General features: G+C 68.8%; 11 protein-coding genes. 5 read left to right on the plus strand and 6 right to left on the minus strand.

The window, feature by feature from the left end:
* The first annotated feature begins 131 nt into the window (after nucleotides 1-131).
* A complete protein-coding gene (locus tag ABN273_RS58230; protein ID WP_349458396.1) occupies nucleotides 132-635 on the plus strand; it encodes an SAM-dependent methyltransferase in 504 nt (167 codons plus the stop codon).
* Nucleotides 636-722: 87 nt separating this feature from the next.
* Here ABN273_RS58230 and ABN273_RS58235 read toward each other — a convergent pair whose 3' ends face one another.
* The gene (locus ABN273_RS58235; protein ID WP_349458397.1) at nucleotides 723-1,541 is read right to left on the minus strand and encodes a DUF4253 domain-containing protein; all 819 of its coding nucleotides are present in this window, start codon (nucleotides 1,539-1,541) and stop codon (nucleotides 723-725) included.
* A gap of 108 nt (nucleotides 1,542-1,649) precedes the next feature.
* Here ABN273_RS58235 and ABN273_RS58240 point away from each other — a divergent pair, with 108 nt between their 5' ends.
* Nucleotides 1,650-2,228 carry an HAD family hydrolase gene (locus ABN273_RS58240; RefSeq protein ID WP_349458398.1) on the plus strand — a complete coding sequence of 193 codons (579 nt, stop codon included), beginning with the start codon at nucleotides 1,650-1,652 and terminating at the stop codon, nucleotides 2,226-2,228.
* Here the strand turns inward: ABN273_RS58240 and ABN273_RS58245 are convergent.
* Both ABN273_RS58245 and ABN273_RS58250 read right to left on the minus strand, forming a co-directional pair.
* A complete protein-coding gene (locus ABN273_RS58245; RefSeq protein WP_349458399.1) occupies nucleotides 2,225-2,875 on the minus strand; it encodes a TenA family protein in 651 nt (216 codons plus the stop codon). The genes ABN273_RS58240 and ABN273_RS58245 overlap by 4 nt on opposite strands.
* Nucleotides 2,876-3,039: 164 nt before the next feature.
* Nucleotides 3,040-4,179 (minus strand): TIGR03118 family protein, encoded by a 1,140-nt coding sequence (locus tag ABN273_RS58250; RefSeq protein WP_349458400.1) that lies wholly within the window; start codon nucleotides 4,177-4,179, stop codon nucleotides 3,040-3,042.
* Nucleotides 4,180-4,300: 121 nt separating this feature from the next.
* Between ABN273_RS58250 and ppgK the strand changes: the two genes are divergently transcribed.
* Both ppgK and hrpA read left to right on the plus strand, forming a co-directional pair.
* Nucleotides 4,301-5,023 carry a polyphosphate--glucose phosphotransferase gene (gene ppgK / locus ABN273_RS58255; protein ID WP_349458401.1) on the plus strand — a complete coding sequence of 241 codons (723 nt, stop codon included), beginning with the start codon at nucleotides 4,301-4,303 and terminating at the stop codon, nucleotides 5,021-5,023.
* A 99-nt stretch (nucleotides 5,024-5,122) separates the two neighbouring features.
* Nucleotides 5,123-8,998 (plus strand): ATP-dependent RNA helicase HrpA, encoded by a 3,876-nt coding sequence (gene hrpA, locus ABN273_RS58260; RefSeq protein ID WP_349458402.1) that lies wholly within the window; start codon nucleotides 5,123-5,125, stop codon nucleotides 8,996-8,998.
* On the opposite strand, the gene ABN273_RS58265 is transcribed toward hrpA, so the two are convergent.
* Nucleotides 8,988-9,584, minus strand: coding sequence for a Uma2 family endonuclease (locus ABN273_RS58265; RefSeq protein ID WP_349458403.1), 597 nt, complete (start codon nucleotides 9,582-9,584; stop codon nucleotides 8,988-8,990). The two genes, hrpA and ABN273_RS58265, sit on opposite strands and share 11 nt — an antisense overlap.
* Before the next feature lie 115 nt (nucleotides 9,585-9,699).
* Nucleotides 9,700-11,703: a catalase gene (locus tag ABN273_RS58270; RefSeq protein WP_349458404.1), complete on the minus strand. Its 2,004-nt coding sequence runs from the start codon at nucleotides 11,701-11,703 to the stop codon at nucleotides 9,700-9,702.
* A 75-nt stretch (nucleotides 11,704-11,778) separates the two neighbouring features.
* Between ABN273_RS58270 and ABN273_RS58275 the strand changes: the two genes are divergently transcribed.
* Nucleotides 11,779-12,432: an HAD family hydrolase gene (locus ABN273_RS58275; protein ID WP_349458405.1), complete on the plus strand. Its 654-nt coding sequence runs from the start codon at nucleotides 11,779-11,781 to the stop codon at nucleotides 12,430-12,432.
* A 158-nt stretch (nucleotides 12,433-12,590) separates the two neighbouring features.
* Here ABN273_RS58275 and ABN273_RS58280 read toward each other — a convergent pair whose 3' ends face one another.
* A complete protein-coding gene (locus ABN273_RS58280; protein WP_349458406.1) occupies nucleotides 12,591-12,917 on the minus strand; it encodes a DUF5709 domain-containing protein in 327 nt (108 codons plus the stop codon).
* Nucleotides 12,918-13,076 lie beyond the last annotated feature (159 nt).

Genomic DNA, 13,076 nt, shown 5'->3' on the forward strand with positions numbered 1-13,076 from the left:
TCTCCTCACGCAGGTCGAACACCATCTTGATGGCGCGTTCACGCAGCTCTTGGGGGTACTTCCTCGGTGCGGGCACGACTCCCAGCCTTCCAGTCTTGGGAGCCTCCAACCAACCCGGGGCAGCTCACTACGTGGAGAACGACCCGATGGTGCTGGCCGGAGCTCGGGCGACCATCGAGCCCGTCACCGATCTCGTACGCGTCGTAGAGGGCGATGTGCGCGAGATCGACGACATCCTCGATGACCGGGTCATGCAGATGTTCCTCGACTGGGACCGGCCCATGGCCGTGCTGCTGCTGTCGACCCACAGCATGAACGACGACGAGTACTTCCACTACGTGATCAAGCGGATCCGGCAGGCCGTGCCGGAAAGAAGCTACCTGTCGCTGCTGCAGACCACGTTCGACGCGATTCCACCGGAGCTGCTGCCGGCCATTCACAACCTGCTGGCGATGACGCTGCCCGGTCACGCGATTCGTACGAGAGAGGAGGTTGCGGCGTTGCTCGAGGGTCTGGTGCTGGTGGATCCGGGGCTGGTGTGGGTCCCGGAATGGCGGCCGAACGGTCTCGACACCGCCTGCGCCGATCAGCCGAGCTCCTCGGGAAGTTACGGCGCCGTGGCGCGCATCCCATGAGTCCCCTCAAGGGACCGTACCCCTGACGGTGGGACGGGCACTCTGTCACCGCCGCGGGGTGCGGCCCTGCGGGGGACGGGTGTGGGCTCAGTCCCACCAGAACGACCAGGCGTGTCCGCCGATGATCTGCTCGGCGTAGCCCTCCAGATCACCGGGCCCCTGGACGATGTTGTCGGGGCAGAACGTCCAGTGCTCCGCGGCCACCTGTAACGCGTGCTCCGGATCGACAGGTGGCGCGGCCACGCTCAGGTCCAGGGTGTTGAACCCGACGCTCACCACCCGCGCCCCGAACCGGTCCTCCCAGCTGCGCACCACGGCCGCCATGGGCACCATCCACTCGTTGTGGTGCAGCGCGCCCTGCCAGCCCATCACGGCCAGCGCGTCGGCGCCCCTGGGGGCGGCGACCAGGCCGAGCGGCATGCCCTTGGCGGCCAGCTCGCGCGCGAGCCAGTCGGCGACCGCCCCGGGATCGGCCTTGAGCGCGCCCGGCGGGGCGGGGCCGGGACAGATCGCCCCGTACGGCTCCAGCTCGGCCAGCGCGCCCTGCGGCATCTGGGTCACCCACTCCTCCCACACCTCGGTCATGAACCCCTCGGCGGTGAAGTGGTCGATCTGGCGTGGATCGTCCGGCACGACCTGCCCGACCCCCCAGGGCTGCGCCGACTCGTCCAGCAGCACCGGCCACAGGCCGCTGTGCGGGTGCCACTCGCGCATCCGCACCCAGTCCTCGCCGGTCGCCGCCTCCTCGCTCATCCAGAACGCCGGCCTGGCCGCCTCGCCCTGCCCGGTGTAGCCGGGATCCGGCCAGACCGCCTCCCCCGGCGGCAGCCCAGCGGGCAGCCCGCGCCCTCTGCCGCCGTCGGCGAACAGCCGGCCCAGCTCGAGTGGCAGCCGGTGATCGTTCATGCCCTACCGTTCCGATACCGAATCCTGTCTCGGAGATGGTAGTGCCGCCGGTCGCCCCGGCACCTTTGGTGGCGCGCGAAAAGCAGATCACTGCCACAATGAGGGGCTGTGATCCCCTTTGACGCGGTTCTGTCTGACCTCGATGGAGTCCTCCGCCACTTCGACCACGCCGCCCAGGCCGACATCGAGGCCCGCTACGGCCTTCCGCTGATGAAGACGGCCCTCGACCCCGAGCTGATCATGCCTCCCACGCTCGGCCAGGCCACCGAGGAGCAGTGGTTCGAGTCCATCGTGGCCGCGCTGGGCGGCGACGAGCGGGCCCGCAAGGCCGTCGAGGAGTTCGCGCAGGTGCGCTACTGGGTGGATGAGGAGGTCAGGGCGCTGCTGGCCAGGGTGCAGCAGCACGTGCCGGTGGTCATCGTGACCAACGCCATGGACCGGCTGGAGGAGCAGCTCGACCTGCTGGGGCTCACGCACTTCGCGGACGACGTGGTCAGCAGCGCCAGGGTGGGCGTGGCCAAGCCCGATCGCCGGATCTACGAGATCGCGGCGGAGCGTGCCGGGGTCGCGCCCGAGCGCTGCCTGTTCGTGGACGACCGGCTGCAGAACGTGGAGGGGGCCAGGGCGCTCGGCATGACGGGCGTGCACTACCGGACGTACCAGGACCTCGCGGCCGTCCTGGGTTAGCCGGACCGGCCGGCCATGTCGAAGAAGGCCCGCTCCAGCTCGACCGCGCGGCGGAACACGCCGAGCACCTCCGTACGGCGCCGCTCGTCCAGCTCCGCGCCCAGGCGGTCCAGCTCGCCGCGCAGGAAGGCCACCCAGGCGCGGAACTCCGCGCCCTCGTGCAGCTCGATCCACTCGCGGTGCACGAACCGCTCAGGAAGCGGCTCCTCGGCCCGCGACGCCCACCCCAGGTAGCACCACTCGGCCACGCACAGCACGGCCACGATCAGCAGGTAGTCCTGCGCCGCCCGCACCTCGTCCATGAGCCCTCTGAACGCCGCCGTCACCGGCTCCAGCGGCACCTCGGTCCGCCCGCCCAGCTCGGCCAGCGCCCGGTGGAAGTACGTCTTCTCCTCGGTGGTGGCCACCTGCCCGAGGAACTTTCCGTACGGCACCCGCGCCTCGAACGTGTCGGCGCTCGCCACGGCCGCCCCGAGCAGGGCCGTGAACGAGTCCACGAACTGGAAGTCCTGCTCCAGGTAGCGCCGCATGTCCGCGTCGGCCGCCGTGCCCGTCGTGATCGCCATGGCGAACGGGTGTGTCACCACGGCCGTCCACTCGGGCGCGCACTGCTGCCTGAGCCACTCGCTGAAGGTCCCTACATTCACGCTCCGACCGTACCGAAGGAGGACCCCCTCGCCTCCGGATCGGGGTGGTTTCCGGCGCGGCTCGCGCAGACCGCGCCGGAAACGCTGTGTGACCGCCGCCCCCAGCCTCGGGTTGGCGAGCTGCGCACCTCGCCAGGCTGGGGGCGACGGCGAGCGAGCGCCGGTCAGTACCCGCCGTACGGGTTCTGGGAGGACGACGGGCTGGTGGGCGCGCTCGACTGGTGGCCCGACGGATGGTTCGTCGGGGTGCTCGACGGCGTGCCGGTGGACGTCGGCTTGGTGCCCTGCGGGGCGATGATGCCGATCAGACCGTGCTTGGTGCCGTCGATGCCGGCGGAGAACCACAGGGAGTTCTCGCCGCCGGTGGTGGCGGTGCCGGGCTCCAGGTCCCAGAGGCCGGGTAGCACGACCGTCTTGCCGTCGGCGTTGCGGAGCGCGCCCAGGTGGCGGGAGCGCTTGTACGCGTGCACGGTGCCGTCGCCGAAGTTGCCGACCAGCAGGGCGCCGGCGTACTGGCCCCAGCCCTTCGGTGCGGCGGTCAGGCCCCAGGGGGCGTTGAGCCCGACCCTGGAGATGCGGCCGGTGACGCGCCCGCCGGCGTTGAAACGGCTGACGAAGCCCTTGCCGGCGCCGAAGACGGGCTTGCCGGTGGACTGGTCGCGCAGGGCGTAGGACACCCAGATGCTGCCGTTGACGACCGCCACGTTGTAGGCCTTGTATGTCGAGGGGACCCCCGGGTCCCTGAACTGCCAGCTCTTCAGGCGGATGCGCTGGAAGTCCTCGTCGAAGGCGTGGATGCGCCCGCTCGCGAAGTCGGCGGCCAGCAGGAAGGCGCCGTCGTCGGTCTCCACGAGCTCCAGCCCCTTGTAGTCGGCGCCGCGCGTGAAAGCCGCGATGATCGCGTTGGCCGGGTCGGCCTCCGCGTTCCAGCCGCTGATGGCGCCGCTCGGGCTGGAGAAGATGAACGAGGCGGGCTTGCCCTTGACGGTGAAGCCCTCGCCTGGGTTGAACACCTGGCCCGTCGGGGCTCCGCCCGGAATGGCCACCTCGGTCTGCTCCTTCTTGCCCGTGCCGGAGTAGACGGTGGCACTGCCGGTGCCGGTGTTCGAGACCCACAGAGTCTTGCCCATGGCCAGGCCCCACGGGTTGACGACCTTGGGGTCGGTGACAGGGGCTTTGCCCTTGACGTCCGACACAAGGTTGATGACGTCGAAACGGTTCCTGGTGGTGGCGTGTGCGGGAGTGGTGAGAGTCGCTCCCAGAACGACCGCAACAGCGCAGAGTGTGATGATGCGTGGCCGCATCCGTTGCCTCCTAGTTAGCGCTTGTGACGCGAGATACGCGGAGGCGTGTGAGGGGGTTCACCCGGTTCCGGAAATATCAGGACGGTAGTTTTTCGTGTCCTGAAGGGGAGAGGGGATTGACATGAACGTGATGGGCATCGACATCGGCGGCTCGGGAATCAAGGGCGCGCCCGTCGACACCGAGGCAGGCGTACTGGTCAAGGACCGTTTGCGTATTCCCACGCCGCAGCCGTCCAAGCCGGATGAGGTCGCTGAGGCGGTGGCGTCAATTGTCAGGCATTTCGGCTGGAACGGTCCCGTCGGGGTCACGTTCCCCGGTGTGGTCAAGGACGGCGTCGTGCTGACTGCCGCCAATGTGGACCACTCGTGGATCGGGGTCGACGCGGCCGAGCTCTTCGGCGGGGCGACGGTGCTGAACGACGCCGACGCGGCCGGCGTGGCCGAGATGACCTTCGGGCGCGGACGAGGGGAGCGGGGCACCGTGCTGATGCTGACGTTCGGCACGGGGATCGGCAGCGCGCTGTTCACCGACGGGACGCTTGTCCGCAACACCGAGCTCGGGCACCTGGAGCTGCACGGCAAGGTCGCCGAGCACCGGGCCTCGGCCCGGGTGCGCGAGGAGCACGACATGAGCTGGGAGAAGTGGGCCGAGCGGGTGGCGGAATACCTCAAGCACGTCGAGATGCTGTTCTCGCCATCGTTGATCGTGATCGGCGGGGGAGCGAGCAAGAAGGCGGACAGGTTCCTGCCGCACATCACGCTCGACACGCCTGTGGTGCCCGCCGCGCTCCAGAACGAGGCGGGCATCATCGGGGCGGCTCTCGCGGCCGCCGGTGGATCGTAGGGCGCGACCCGGTCAATATTGGGATGCGCGCCACGCCACGGTCGGGCAGCATGGGCGGTTGGCTCCGGGGAAGCCGGGCTCAAATATCCTGAAAGCAGTATGGGAACGCCTTCCTTGTCCTCTCCACTGGCCGAGCTCCATTCCCGCCTGCCCGAGCTCATGCCGCGCGACCAGCGGCGGCTGCGGCGCAGGCTCGACGGCATGCGCCGAGTGCGCTCCCGCGACACCCGAGACAAGATCGTCGCGGAGATCCTCGCCGACGTCGAGCGGGCCGAGCAGCGGCTGGTCCGGCGCCGCGAAGCCGTGCCGGTGGTGACATATCCGGAAAACCTGCCGGTCTCCCAGCGCAGGGACGACATCCTGGAGGCCATCCGCGACCACCAGGTGGTGATCATCGCGGGCGAGACGGGCTCCGGCAAGACCACCCAGATCCCCAAGATCTGCCTGGAGCTGGGCCGCGGCGTGCGAGGGCTCATCGGCCACACCCAGCCCCGCCGCATCGCCGCCCGTACGGTCGCCGAGCGCATAGCCGAGGAGCTCGGCACCGGCCTCGGCGAGGTGGTCGGCTACAAGGTCCGCTTCACCGACCAGGCGAGCGACCGCACGCTGGTCAAGCTGATGACCGACGGCATCCTGCTGGCCGAGCTGCAGAACGACCGCATGCTCGACCAGTACGACACGCTGATCATCGACGAGGCCCACGAGCGCAGCCTCAACATCGACTTCATCCTCGGCTACCTCAAACAGCTCCTGCCCAAGCGGCCCGACCTCAAGGTCGTCATCACCAGCGCCACGATCGACCCCGAGCGGTTCTCGCGCCACTTCGACGACGCGCCGATCATCGAGGTCTCCGGCCGCACCTACCCGGTCGAGGTGCGCTACCGGCCGCTCGAGGAGGACGACGACCAGACCCAGGGCATCGTGAACGCCTGCAAGGAGCTGATCGGGGAGGGCCAGGGCGACATCCTCGTCTTCCTGTCGGGCGAGCGGGAGATCCGCGACGCCGCCGACGCGCTCGCCAAGGCCGAGTTCCGCAACACCGAGATCCTCCCGCTCTACGCCCGCCTGAGCGCCGCCGAGCAGCACCGCGTCTTCCAGGGCCACACCGGCCGCCGCATCGTGCTGGCCACCAACGTGGCGGAGACGTCGCTCACGGTCCCCGGCATCAAATACGTCGTGGACCCCGGTTACGCGCGCATCTCCCGCTACAGCCACCGCACCAAGGTGCAGCGCCTGCCGATCGAGCCCGTCTCGCAGGCCAGCGCCAACCAGCGCAAGGGCCGCTCGGGCCGCACGTCCGACGGCATCTGCATCAGGCTGTACGAGGAGGAGGACTTCCTCAACCGGCCGGAGTTCACCGACCCCGAGATCCTGCGCACCAACCTGGCCTCCGTCATCCTGCAGATGACCTCGATCGGGCTGGGCGACATCGAGGCGTTCCCGTTCGTGGAGCCGCCGGACCGCCGCCAGGTGAAGGACGGCGTCAACCTGTTGCACGAGCTGGGTGCGTTCGACACCCACGGCAAGCTGACCGGCATCGGCCGCAAGCTGGCCGGCCTGCCCGTCGACCCGCGCCTGGGCCGCATGGTGCTGGAGGCCGAGAAGAACGGGTGCCTGCGCGAGGTCATGGTGATCGCCGCCGCCCTGTCCATCCAGGACCCGCGCGAGCGCCCGTCCGACAAGCAGCAGCAGGCCGACGAGAAACACCGGCGTTTCGCCGACCCCGAGTCCGACTTCATGGCCTACCTCAACCTGTGGAACTACCTGCGCGACAAGCAGCAGGAGCTGTCGTCCAGCGCGTTCAGGAGGCTGTGCAAGGCAGAGTTCCTCAACTACCTGCGGGTCCGCGAGTGGCAGGACATCTACAGCCAGCTCCGCCAGTCGCTCGGCGCCCAGCCCAACAGCCAGCCAGCGCAGCCGTACCACGTGCACGTGTCCCTGCTGGTCGGGCTGCTGTCGCACATCGGCGTCAAGGACGTCATGGACAAGCAGCAGCGCGGGCAGGACGGCCGCAGGCCGATCCAGGAATATCTCGGCGCCCGCAACGCCCGCTTCGCCGTCTTCCCCGGCTCCGCCCTGGCCAAGAAGCAGCCGCAGTGGGTCATGTCGGCCGAGCTGGTCGAGACCTCCCGGCTCTGGGCGCGGGTCAACGCCAAGATCGAGCCCGACTGGGTCGAGCCGCTCGCCCAACACCTGGTCAAACGCACCTACTCCGAGCCGCACTGGGAGAAGAACCAGGGCGCGGTGATCGCCCTGGAGAAGGTCACCCTGTACGGGGTGCCGCTGGTGGTCGGCCGCAAGGTCAACTACGGCCGCATCGACCCCGACCTGTCGCGCGAGCTGTTCATCAGGCACGCGCTGGTCGAGGGCGACTGGGACACCCACCACCGCTTCCTCAAGGACAACCGCAGGCTGCTCGAAGAGGTCGAGGAGCTGGAGAACCGGGCGCGCCGCCGCGACATCATGGTGGACGACGAGGCGCTGTTCGACTTCTACGACCAGCGGGTGCCCGCCGACGTGGTCTCGGCCCGCCACTTCGACTCCTGGTGGAAGAAGGTCAGGCAGGAGACGCCCGACCTGCTCACGTTCTCGCCGGAGATGCTGGTCAACGAGGGCGCCGACGTCAGCACCCGCGACTACCCCGACACGTGGAAGCAGCTCGGCCAGCGGATGAAGCTGACCTACCAGTTCGAGCCCGGTGCGGACGCCGACGGCGTGACCGTCCACGTGCCGCTCCAGGTGCTCAACCAGGTCAGCTCCGACGGCTTCGACTGGCAGATCCCCGGCCTGCGCGAGGAGCTGATCACCGCGCTGATCCGCTCCCTGCCGAAGGCCCTGCGCCGCAACTTCGTCCCCGCCCCCAACTACGCCAAACAGGTGCTCGCGGGGGTCGAGCAGGGCGGCGAGCCGCTGCTGGCGGCGGTGGAGCGGGAGCTGCTGCGGCTCACCGGCGTACGCGTGCCGCGCGACGCCTGGCAGCTCGACCAGGTGCCCGACCACCTGCGCATCACGTACCGGGTGATCGACGACCGCAAACGCACGGTGGCCGAGGACAAGGACCTCGACGCGCTGAAACGCCGCCTCGCCCCGCGCCTGCGGCAGACGCTCTCGCAGGCCGGTGACGACCTGGAGCAGACGGGCCTGCACACGTGGAGCTTCGGGACGCTGCCCAAGGTGTTCGAGCAGGGCCGGATGAAGGGCTACCCGGCCCTGGTGGACGCGGGCGACGCCGTCTCGGTCAAGATCTTCGAGACGGCGGCCGAGCAGCGCCGCTCCCACTGGCCCGGCGTGCGCCGCCTGCTCCTCCTGAACGTCACCAACCCGGCCAAGTCCCTGCTCGGCGGCCTGTCCAACCAGGCCAAGCTGGCGCTGTCACGCAGCCCGCACGGCGGGGCGGTGGCGCTGTTCGACGACGTGGTGAACGCGGCGGTGGACAAGCTGATGCTCGACGTCGGGGGCCCGGCGTGGGATCCGGTGGCCTTCGACCGCCTCTACCAGCACGTACGGGCGCACCTCTACGACACTGCGGCCGACGTGCTGTCGAAGGTGGAGCAGATTCTGAGCGTCTGGCACGCGGCGGGTGGTCAGCTCGACGCCCTGCGAGCGGGGGCGGCCACGGACGACATCCGCGACCAGCTCGGCAAGCTCGTCTACCCGGGCTTCGTCACGGCCACAGGCTGTCGGCGCCTTTCCGACCTTCTGCGATATATCCGGGCGATCGACCGCCGCCTCACCAAGCTCCCGGAGGAGCCCTGGCGCGACCAGGAGTGGATGGACCGGGTGCACAAGGTCGAGGACGACTACCAGGACCTGCTGCAGAAGCTCCCCCCGGCGCGGAGAGGGGATGCGGACGTGGTGGAGATCCGGTGGATGATCGAGGAACTGCGGGTGAGCTTCTTCGCTCAGACGCTGGGCACGCCTACGCCGGTGTCGGAGAAGCGCATCGCCAAGGCGATGGAGAAGCTCACACCATGAAGATCGAGGTGTCGAGCTCGAAGTTGATGGGATCAGGCAGGTAGAGCGGCTTTCCCATGGACACCGAGTCGATCGTACGATATGCGCCAGCTTCGATGTCGCTGTAGACGGTTGCGCTCGGGCATTTCGCAATCTGGTCGATCAGCAGGTAGACCGGCACCTTGCCCAGCGCGTAGAGACGCACCTTTTCCTCGCGATCGTCGCGAACACTGCTGGGTGAAACCACCTCAGCAGCCATGATTAGTCCGGACGACAGCAGCTCATTTCCCCATCGTGGGCAATCAGGTGACGTCAGAACGTAGTCGGGGGAGAGCATGTCTCGGGGCCCCTCGATGCAGATGCTTGGGCCGCCTGGTGCGCCGCGCCATCCTCGCTCCCTCCGCAGCGAAAGGAGAGCATCGTGCAGATCTGCGGCCAACCAGGTGTGCTCCGGGCTGCCCATCGGGCTCACGATCAGTTTCCCTTCGATGACCTCAACCCGGAAGCCGGGGAGTGGGGGTAGGACATCGAACAACTCCCGAGCGGTGCGTGGCACGTTTGGGAGTTCCGCTGAGGTCGATTCCGTCTGGTACTTCTCTTCCATCATGGCGACCATGGAATCTTTCCCTTCGTATTCGAACGGACACGCTAAGTATTCCACCACACGCGCCCTCACGCCACACGAATCGGCCGCCCCGAAGGACGGCCGACTCACGTACCGGTCACGCCGGGACGGCCGCCACGTCGCGCTCGTAGAAGCGGTGGCCGGCCACCGCCGTCGCGAACTTCTCCGCGATGCCGTCCCCCATCACCACCCCCACGTCGTTGGGCAGCCGTGCGGCCTCCAGGAGCTCGCGCCCGGACCCCACCGCGCCGATGGCCTTGCCGTGCTTGAACGCCTCCTTGACGAAGAACTGCGCCCGCCCCAACGGCGCCAGCGCGGCGCCGTCCGCGGCCACGACCGCGTCGTAGAGGACCGAGTTGGCCGCGCTGAGCTGGCGGTCCACCGGGATGCCGGCCACGCTGCCCTCCGCCGGGGCGATCACCTCGCAGATGGCGCCCTTGCCCTCCAGGGACTCGCGCAGGGCCGTCACCTCGCCGGCGTCCGTCCCGTCCGCCATGAGGATGGCGATCTTGCGGGTGGCGACGCTCTGCGGCTGGCCGGTCATGCTGAGCGCGGGTGAGGCGTTCGAGTGGACCTGGGCCATCGGCGGCTGGGGCAGGCCCAGCCCCGCCGCCACCTGCGAGGCCAGGTCCGGGTGGATCTGGCCGAGGTGCCGGACCACGCCTCCCTTGATGTGCTGGTGCTCCACGTGCCCCAGTTCGAACAGGAACGCGGCCACGATGTGCTGCTTCTCCCAGCCGGCCATGCTGTTCCAGAACAGGGTGGCCTGGCTGTAGTGGTCGTCGAAGCTGGGGCTGCGCTTGCGGATCTTGACGCCGTCCACCCGCTCCTGGTAGTGGCGGTAGCCGTTGCCCGCAGCCGGGAAGCCGCCGCTGAGGGAGTTGGGCGCGTAGCTCGTACGCGACCCGTGGATCATGTGCTGGTGGAAGCCGTCGCGCTGGTCGTTGTGCACGTCGTTCAGCGGCCGGTTGATCGGGATCTGCGGGAAGTTCGGCCCGCCCAGGCGCAGGAGCTGGGTGTCGAGGTACGAGAAGTTCCTGGCCTGCAGCAGGGGGTCGTTGGAGAAGTCGATGCCGGGCACGATGTTGGCGGTGTGGAAGGCCACCTGCTCGGTCTCGGCGAAGAAGTTCTGCGGGTTGCGGTTGAGCGTCATCTTGCCGATGGGCCGCAGCGCCACCTGCTCCTCGGGGATGATCTTCGTGGGGTCGAGCAGGTCGAAGTCGAAGTCGTACTCCCGCGACTCGGGCACGAGCTGCACGCACAGCTCGTACTCGGGATAGGCGCCGCGCTCGATCGCCTCCCACAGGTCCCGGCGGTTGAAGTCGGGGTCGTTGCCCTGGATGCGTAGCACCTCGTCCCACACCAGCGAGTACGTGCCCAGCACGGGCCGCCAGTGCCACTTGACGAACGTCGCCTGCCCCAAGGCGTTCACCAGCCGGAACGTGTGCACGCCGAACCCCTGCATCATCCGGAAGCTGCGCGGGATCGCCCGGTCGGACATCAGCCACATGACCATGTGCAGCGACTCAGGCTGGAGCTGCACGAAGTCCCAGAACGTGTCGTGCGCCGACTGCGCCTGCGGGATCTCGTTGTGGGGCTCCGGCTTGACCGCGTGCACGAAGTCGGGGAATTTGATGCCGTCCTGGATGAAGAAGACGGGGAAGTTGTTGCCGACGATGTCGAAGTTCCCGTGCGGGGTGTAGAACTTCGTGGCGAACCCGCGTACGTCGCGCACGGTGTCGGCTGAGCCGCGCGAGCCCGCGACGGTTGAGAATCGCACGAACGTCGGCGTCCGCAGCGACGTGTCGTTCAGGAAGGTCGCCGTAGTCAGGTCGCCGAGCGACTCGTAGAGCTGGAAGATCCCGTACGCGCCGGCGCCCCTGGCGTGCACCACGCGCTCGGGGATGCGCTCGTGGTCGAATCGGGTGAGCTTCTCGCGGAAGTGGAAGTCCTCCATGAGCGTCGGCCCGCGCTCGCCTGCCCGCAGCGAGTCGTCCGTGTGGTCGACCCCGATGCCCTGGTCCGTGGTCATTCTGAACTCGTCGAGTGGGACGCGGTAGGCGTCGAGCTGGCGGTCCTTCGCGTCGCGCTTCTCGTACATGGAAAAATCCCCCTTGTAGCTGTTTGTTGGGCTTTACACCGGTGCCCATATGAGCTGGGCGAAACAGGGGGATTGATGATCAAGGCTGTGGTGCTCGACGTCGGCGAGACGCTGATCAGCGAGGCGCGGATCTGGGCACGCTGGGCCGACCGGCTGGGCGTGAGCGACTTTGTGCTGATGGGCGCGCTCGGCGGGATGGCCGCGCTGGACCGCCCCCACAGCGACGCCTTCGAGCTCGTACACCCTGGCTTCGACCTCCTCGCGGAGGAGGCCGCGTGGGAGCGTGACGACCCCGACGGCCTGCGCAACCGCTTCGACGCCGACGACCTCTACCCCGACGTGCGCGACGCGCTGGCCGCCATCCGCAAGGCCGGGTTCCAGGTGATCATCGCGGGAAACCAGCCGAAACGGGCGTATGACGCGCTGGTCGCCATGGATCTGCCCGTCGACTCCGTGCACACCTCCGAGGGATGGGGCGTGTCCAAGCCGGACCCCGGCTTCTTCGCCAAGGTCGCGGCGGTGGCGGGGCGGGAGCCCGGCGAGATCCTCTACGTCGGTGACCGGCTGGACAACGACGTGCTGCCTGCCGCCGCGGCGGGCATGCGCACCGCCCTGCTCCGCCGCGGACCGTGGGGCTACCTGCATGCCGAGCGCCCGCAGGCAGCGGCCGCCGACGCGGTCGTCGACGACCTGCACGCGCTGCTGCCCGTACTCGAACGCCTCGCGTGACGCGCGGGCGCGCCTGACGCCGTGCTGGGACGCCTCGCGTGACGCGCGGGCGCGCCTGACGCCGTGCTGGGACGCCTCGCGTGACGTGACGCGTGTGGCGCCGTGCTGGGATGCCTCGCGTGAGGCGCGGGCGCGTCTGATGCCCGCGCCGGGACGTCTCACGGGAGGTTCTCTTCGGGGTCGATGCGGACGGCACGCTCTTCCGCCGACAGGTCGTTGCCGTCGTCGTCGCCCCAGTCCAAGCCGAGTTCCTCGTCCTCGGTGTCGGGCTCCAGCCCCTCGTCCGGCTGCGTCAGCCGGTGCTTGGGCCGGGGCTCGCGGAGCCGGTCCTTGGTCTCCCGGCGCAGGCGTTCGTCGAGCGTGTCTCTGTGCTGGGGGTCGTCCTCGACGACTTCGTGGTAGAAGCCGAGGTCGTCGGTCCACTCCTCGACCTCGATCCCCTGTTCGTCGCTGAGGCCGAACCGGTCCGGAGGTTTTTCGGTCATCGGAAGCCTCCGTGGATACTCCGGCCTTCAGACCGGAGAGGAATCGGTCCCCTGCGGAGCAGGGCAGGAACAGGCGATTCGCCGCCAGGCGAAACGCCGTTGAAACGGTCAGTGCGGCACACTGGTTTCTCCTTGCAGGTGGTAGGCGTAGCCGTCGCC

The organism is Nonomuraea sp. B19D2 (assembly GCF_040137845.1).
Lineage (GTDB): Bacteria > Actinomycetota > Actinomycetes > Streptosporangiales > Streptosporangiaceae > Nonomuraea.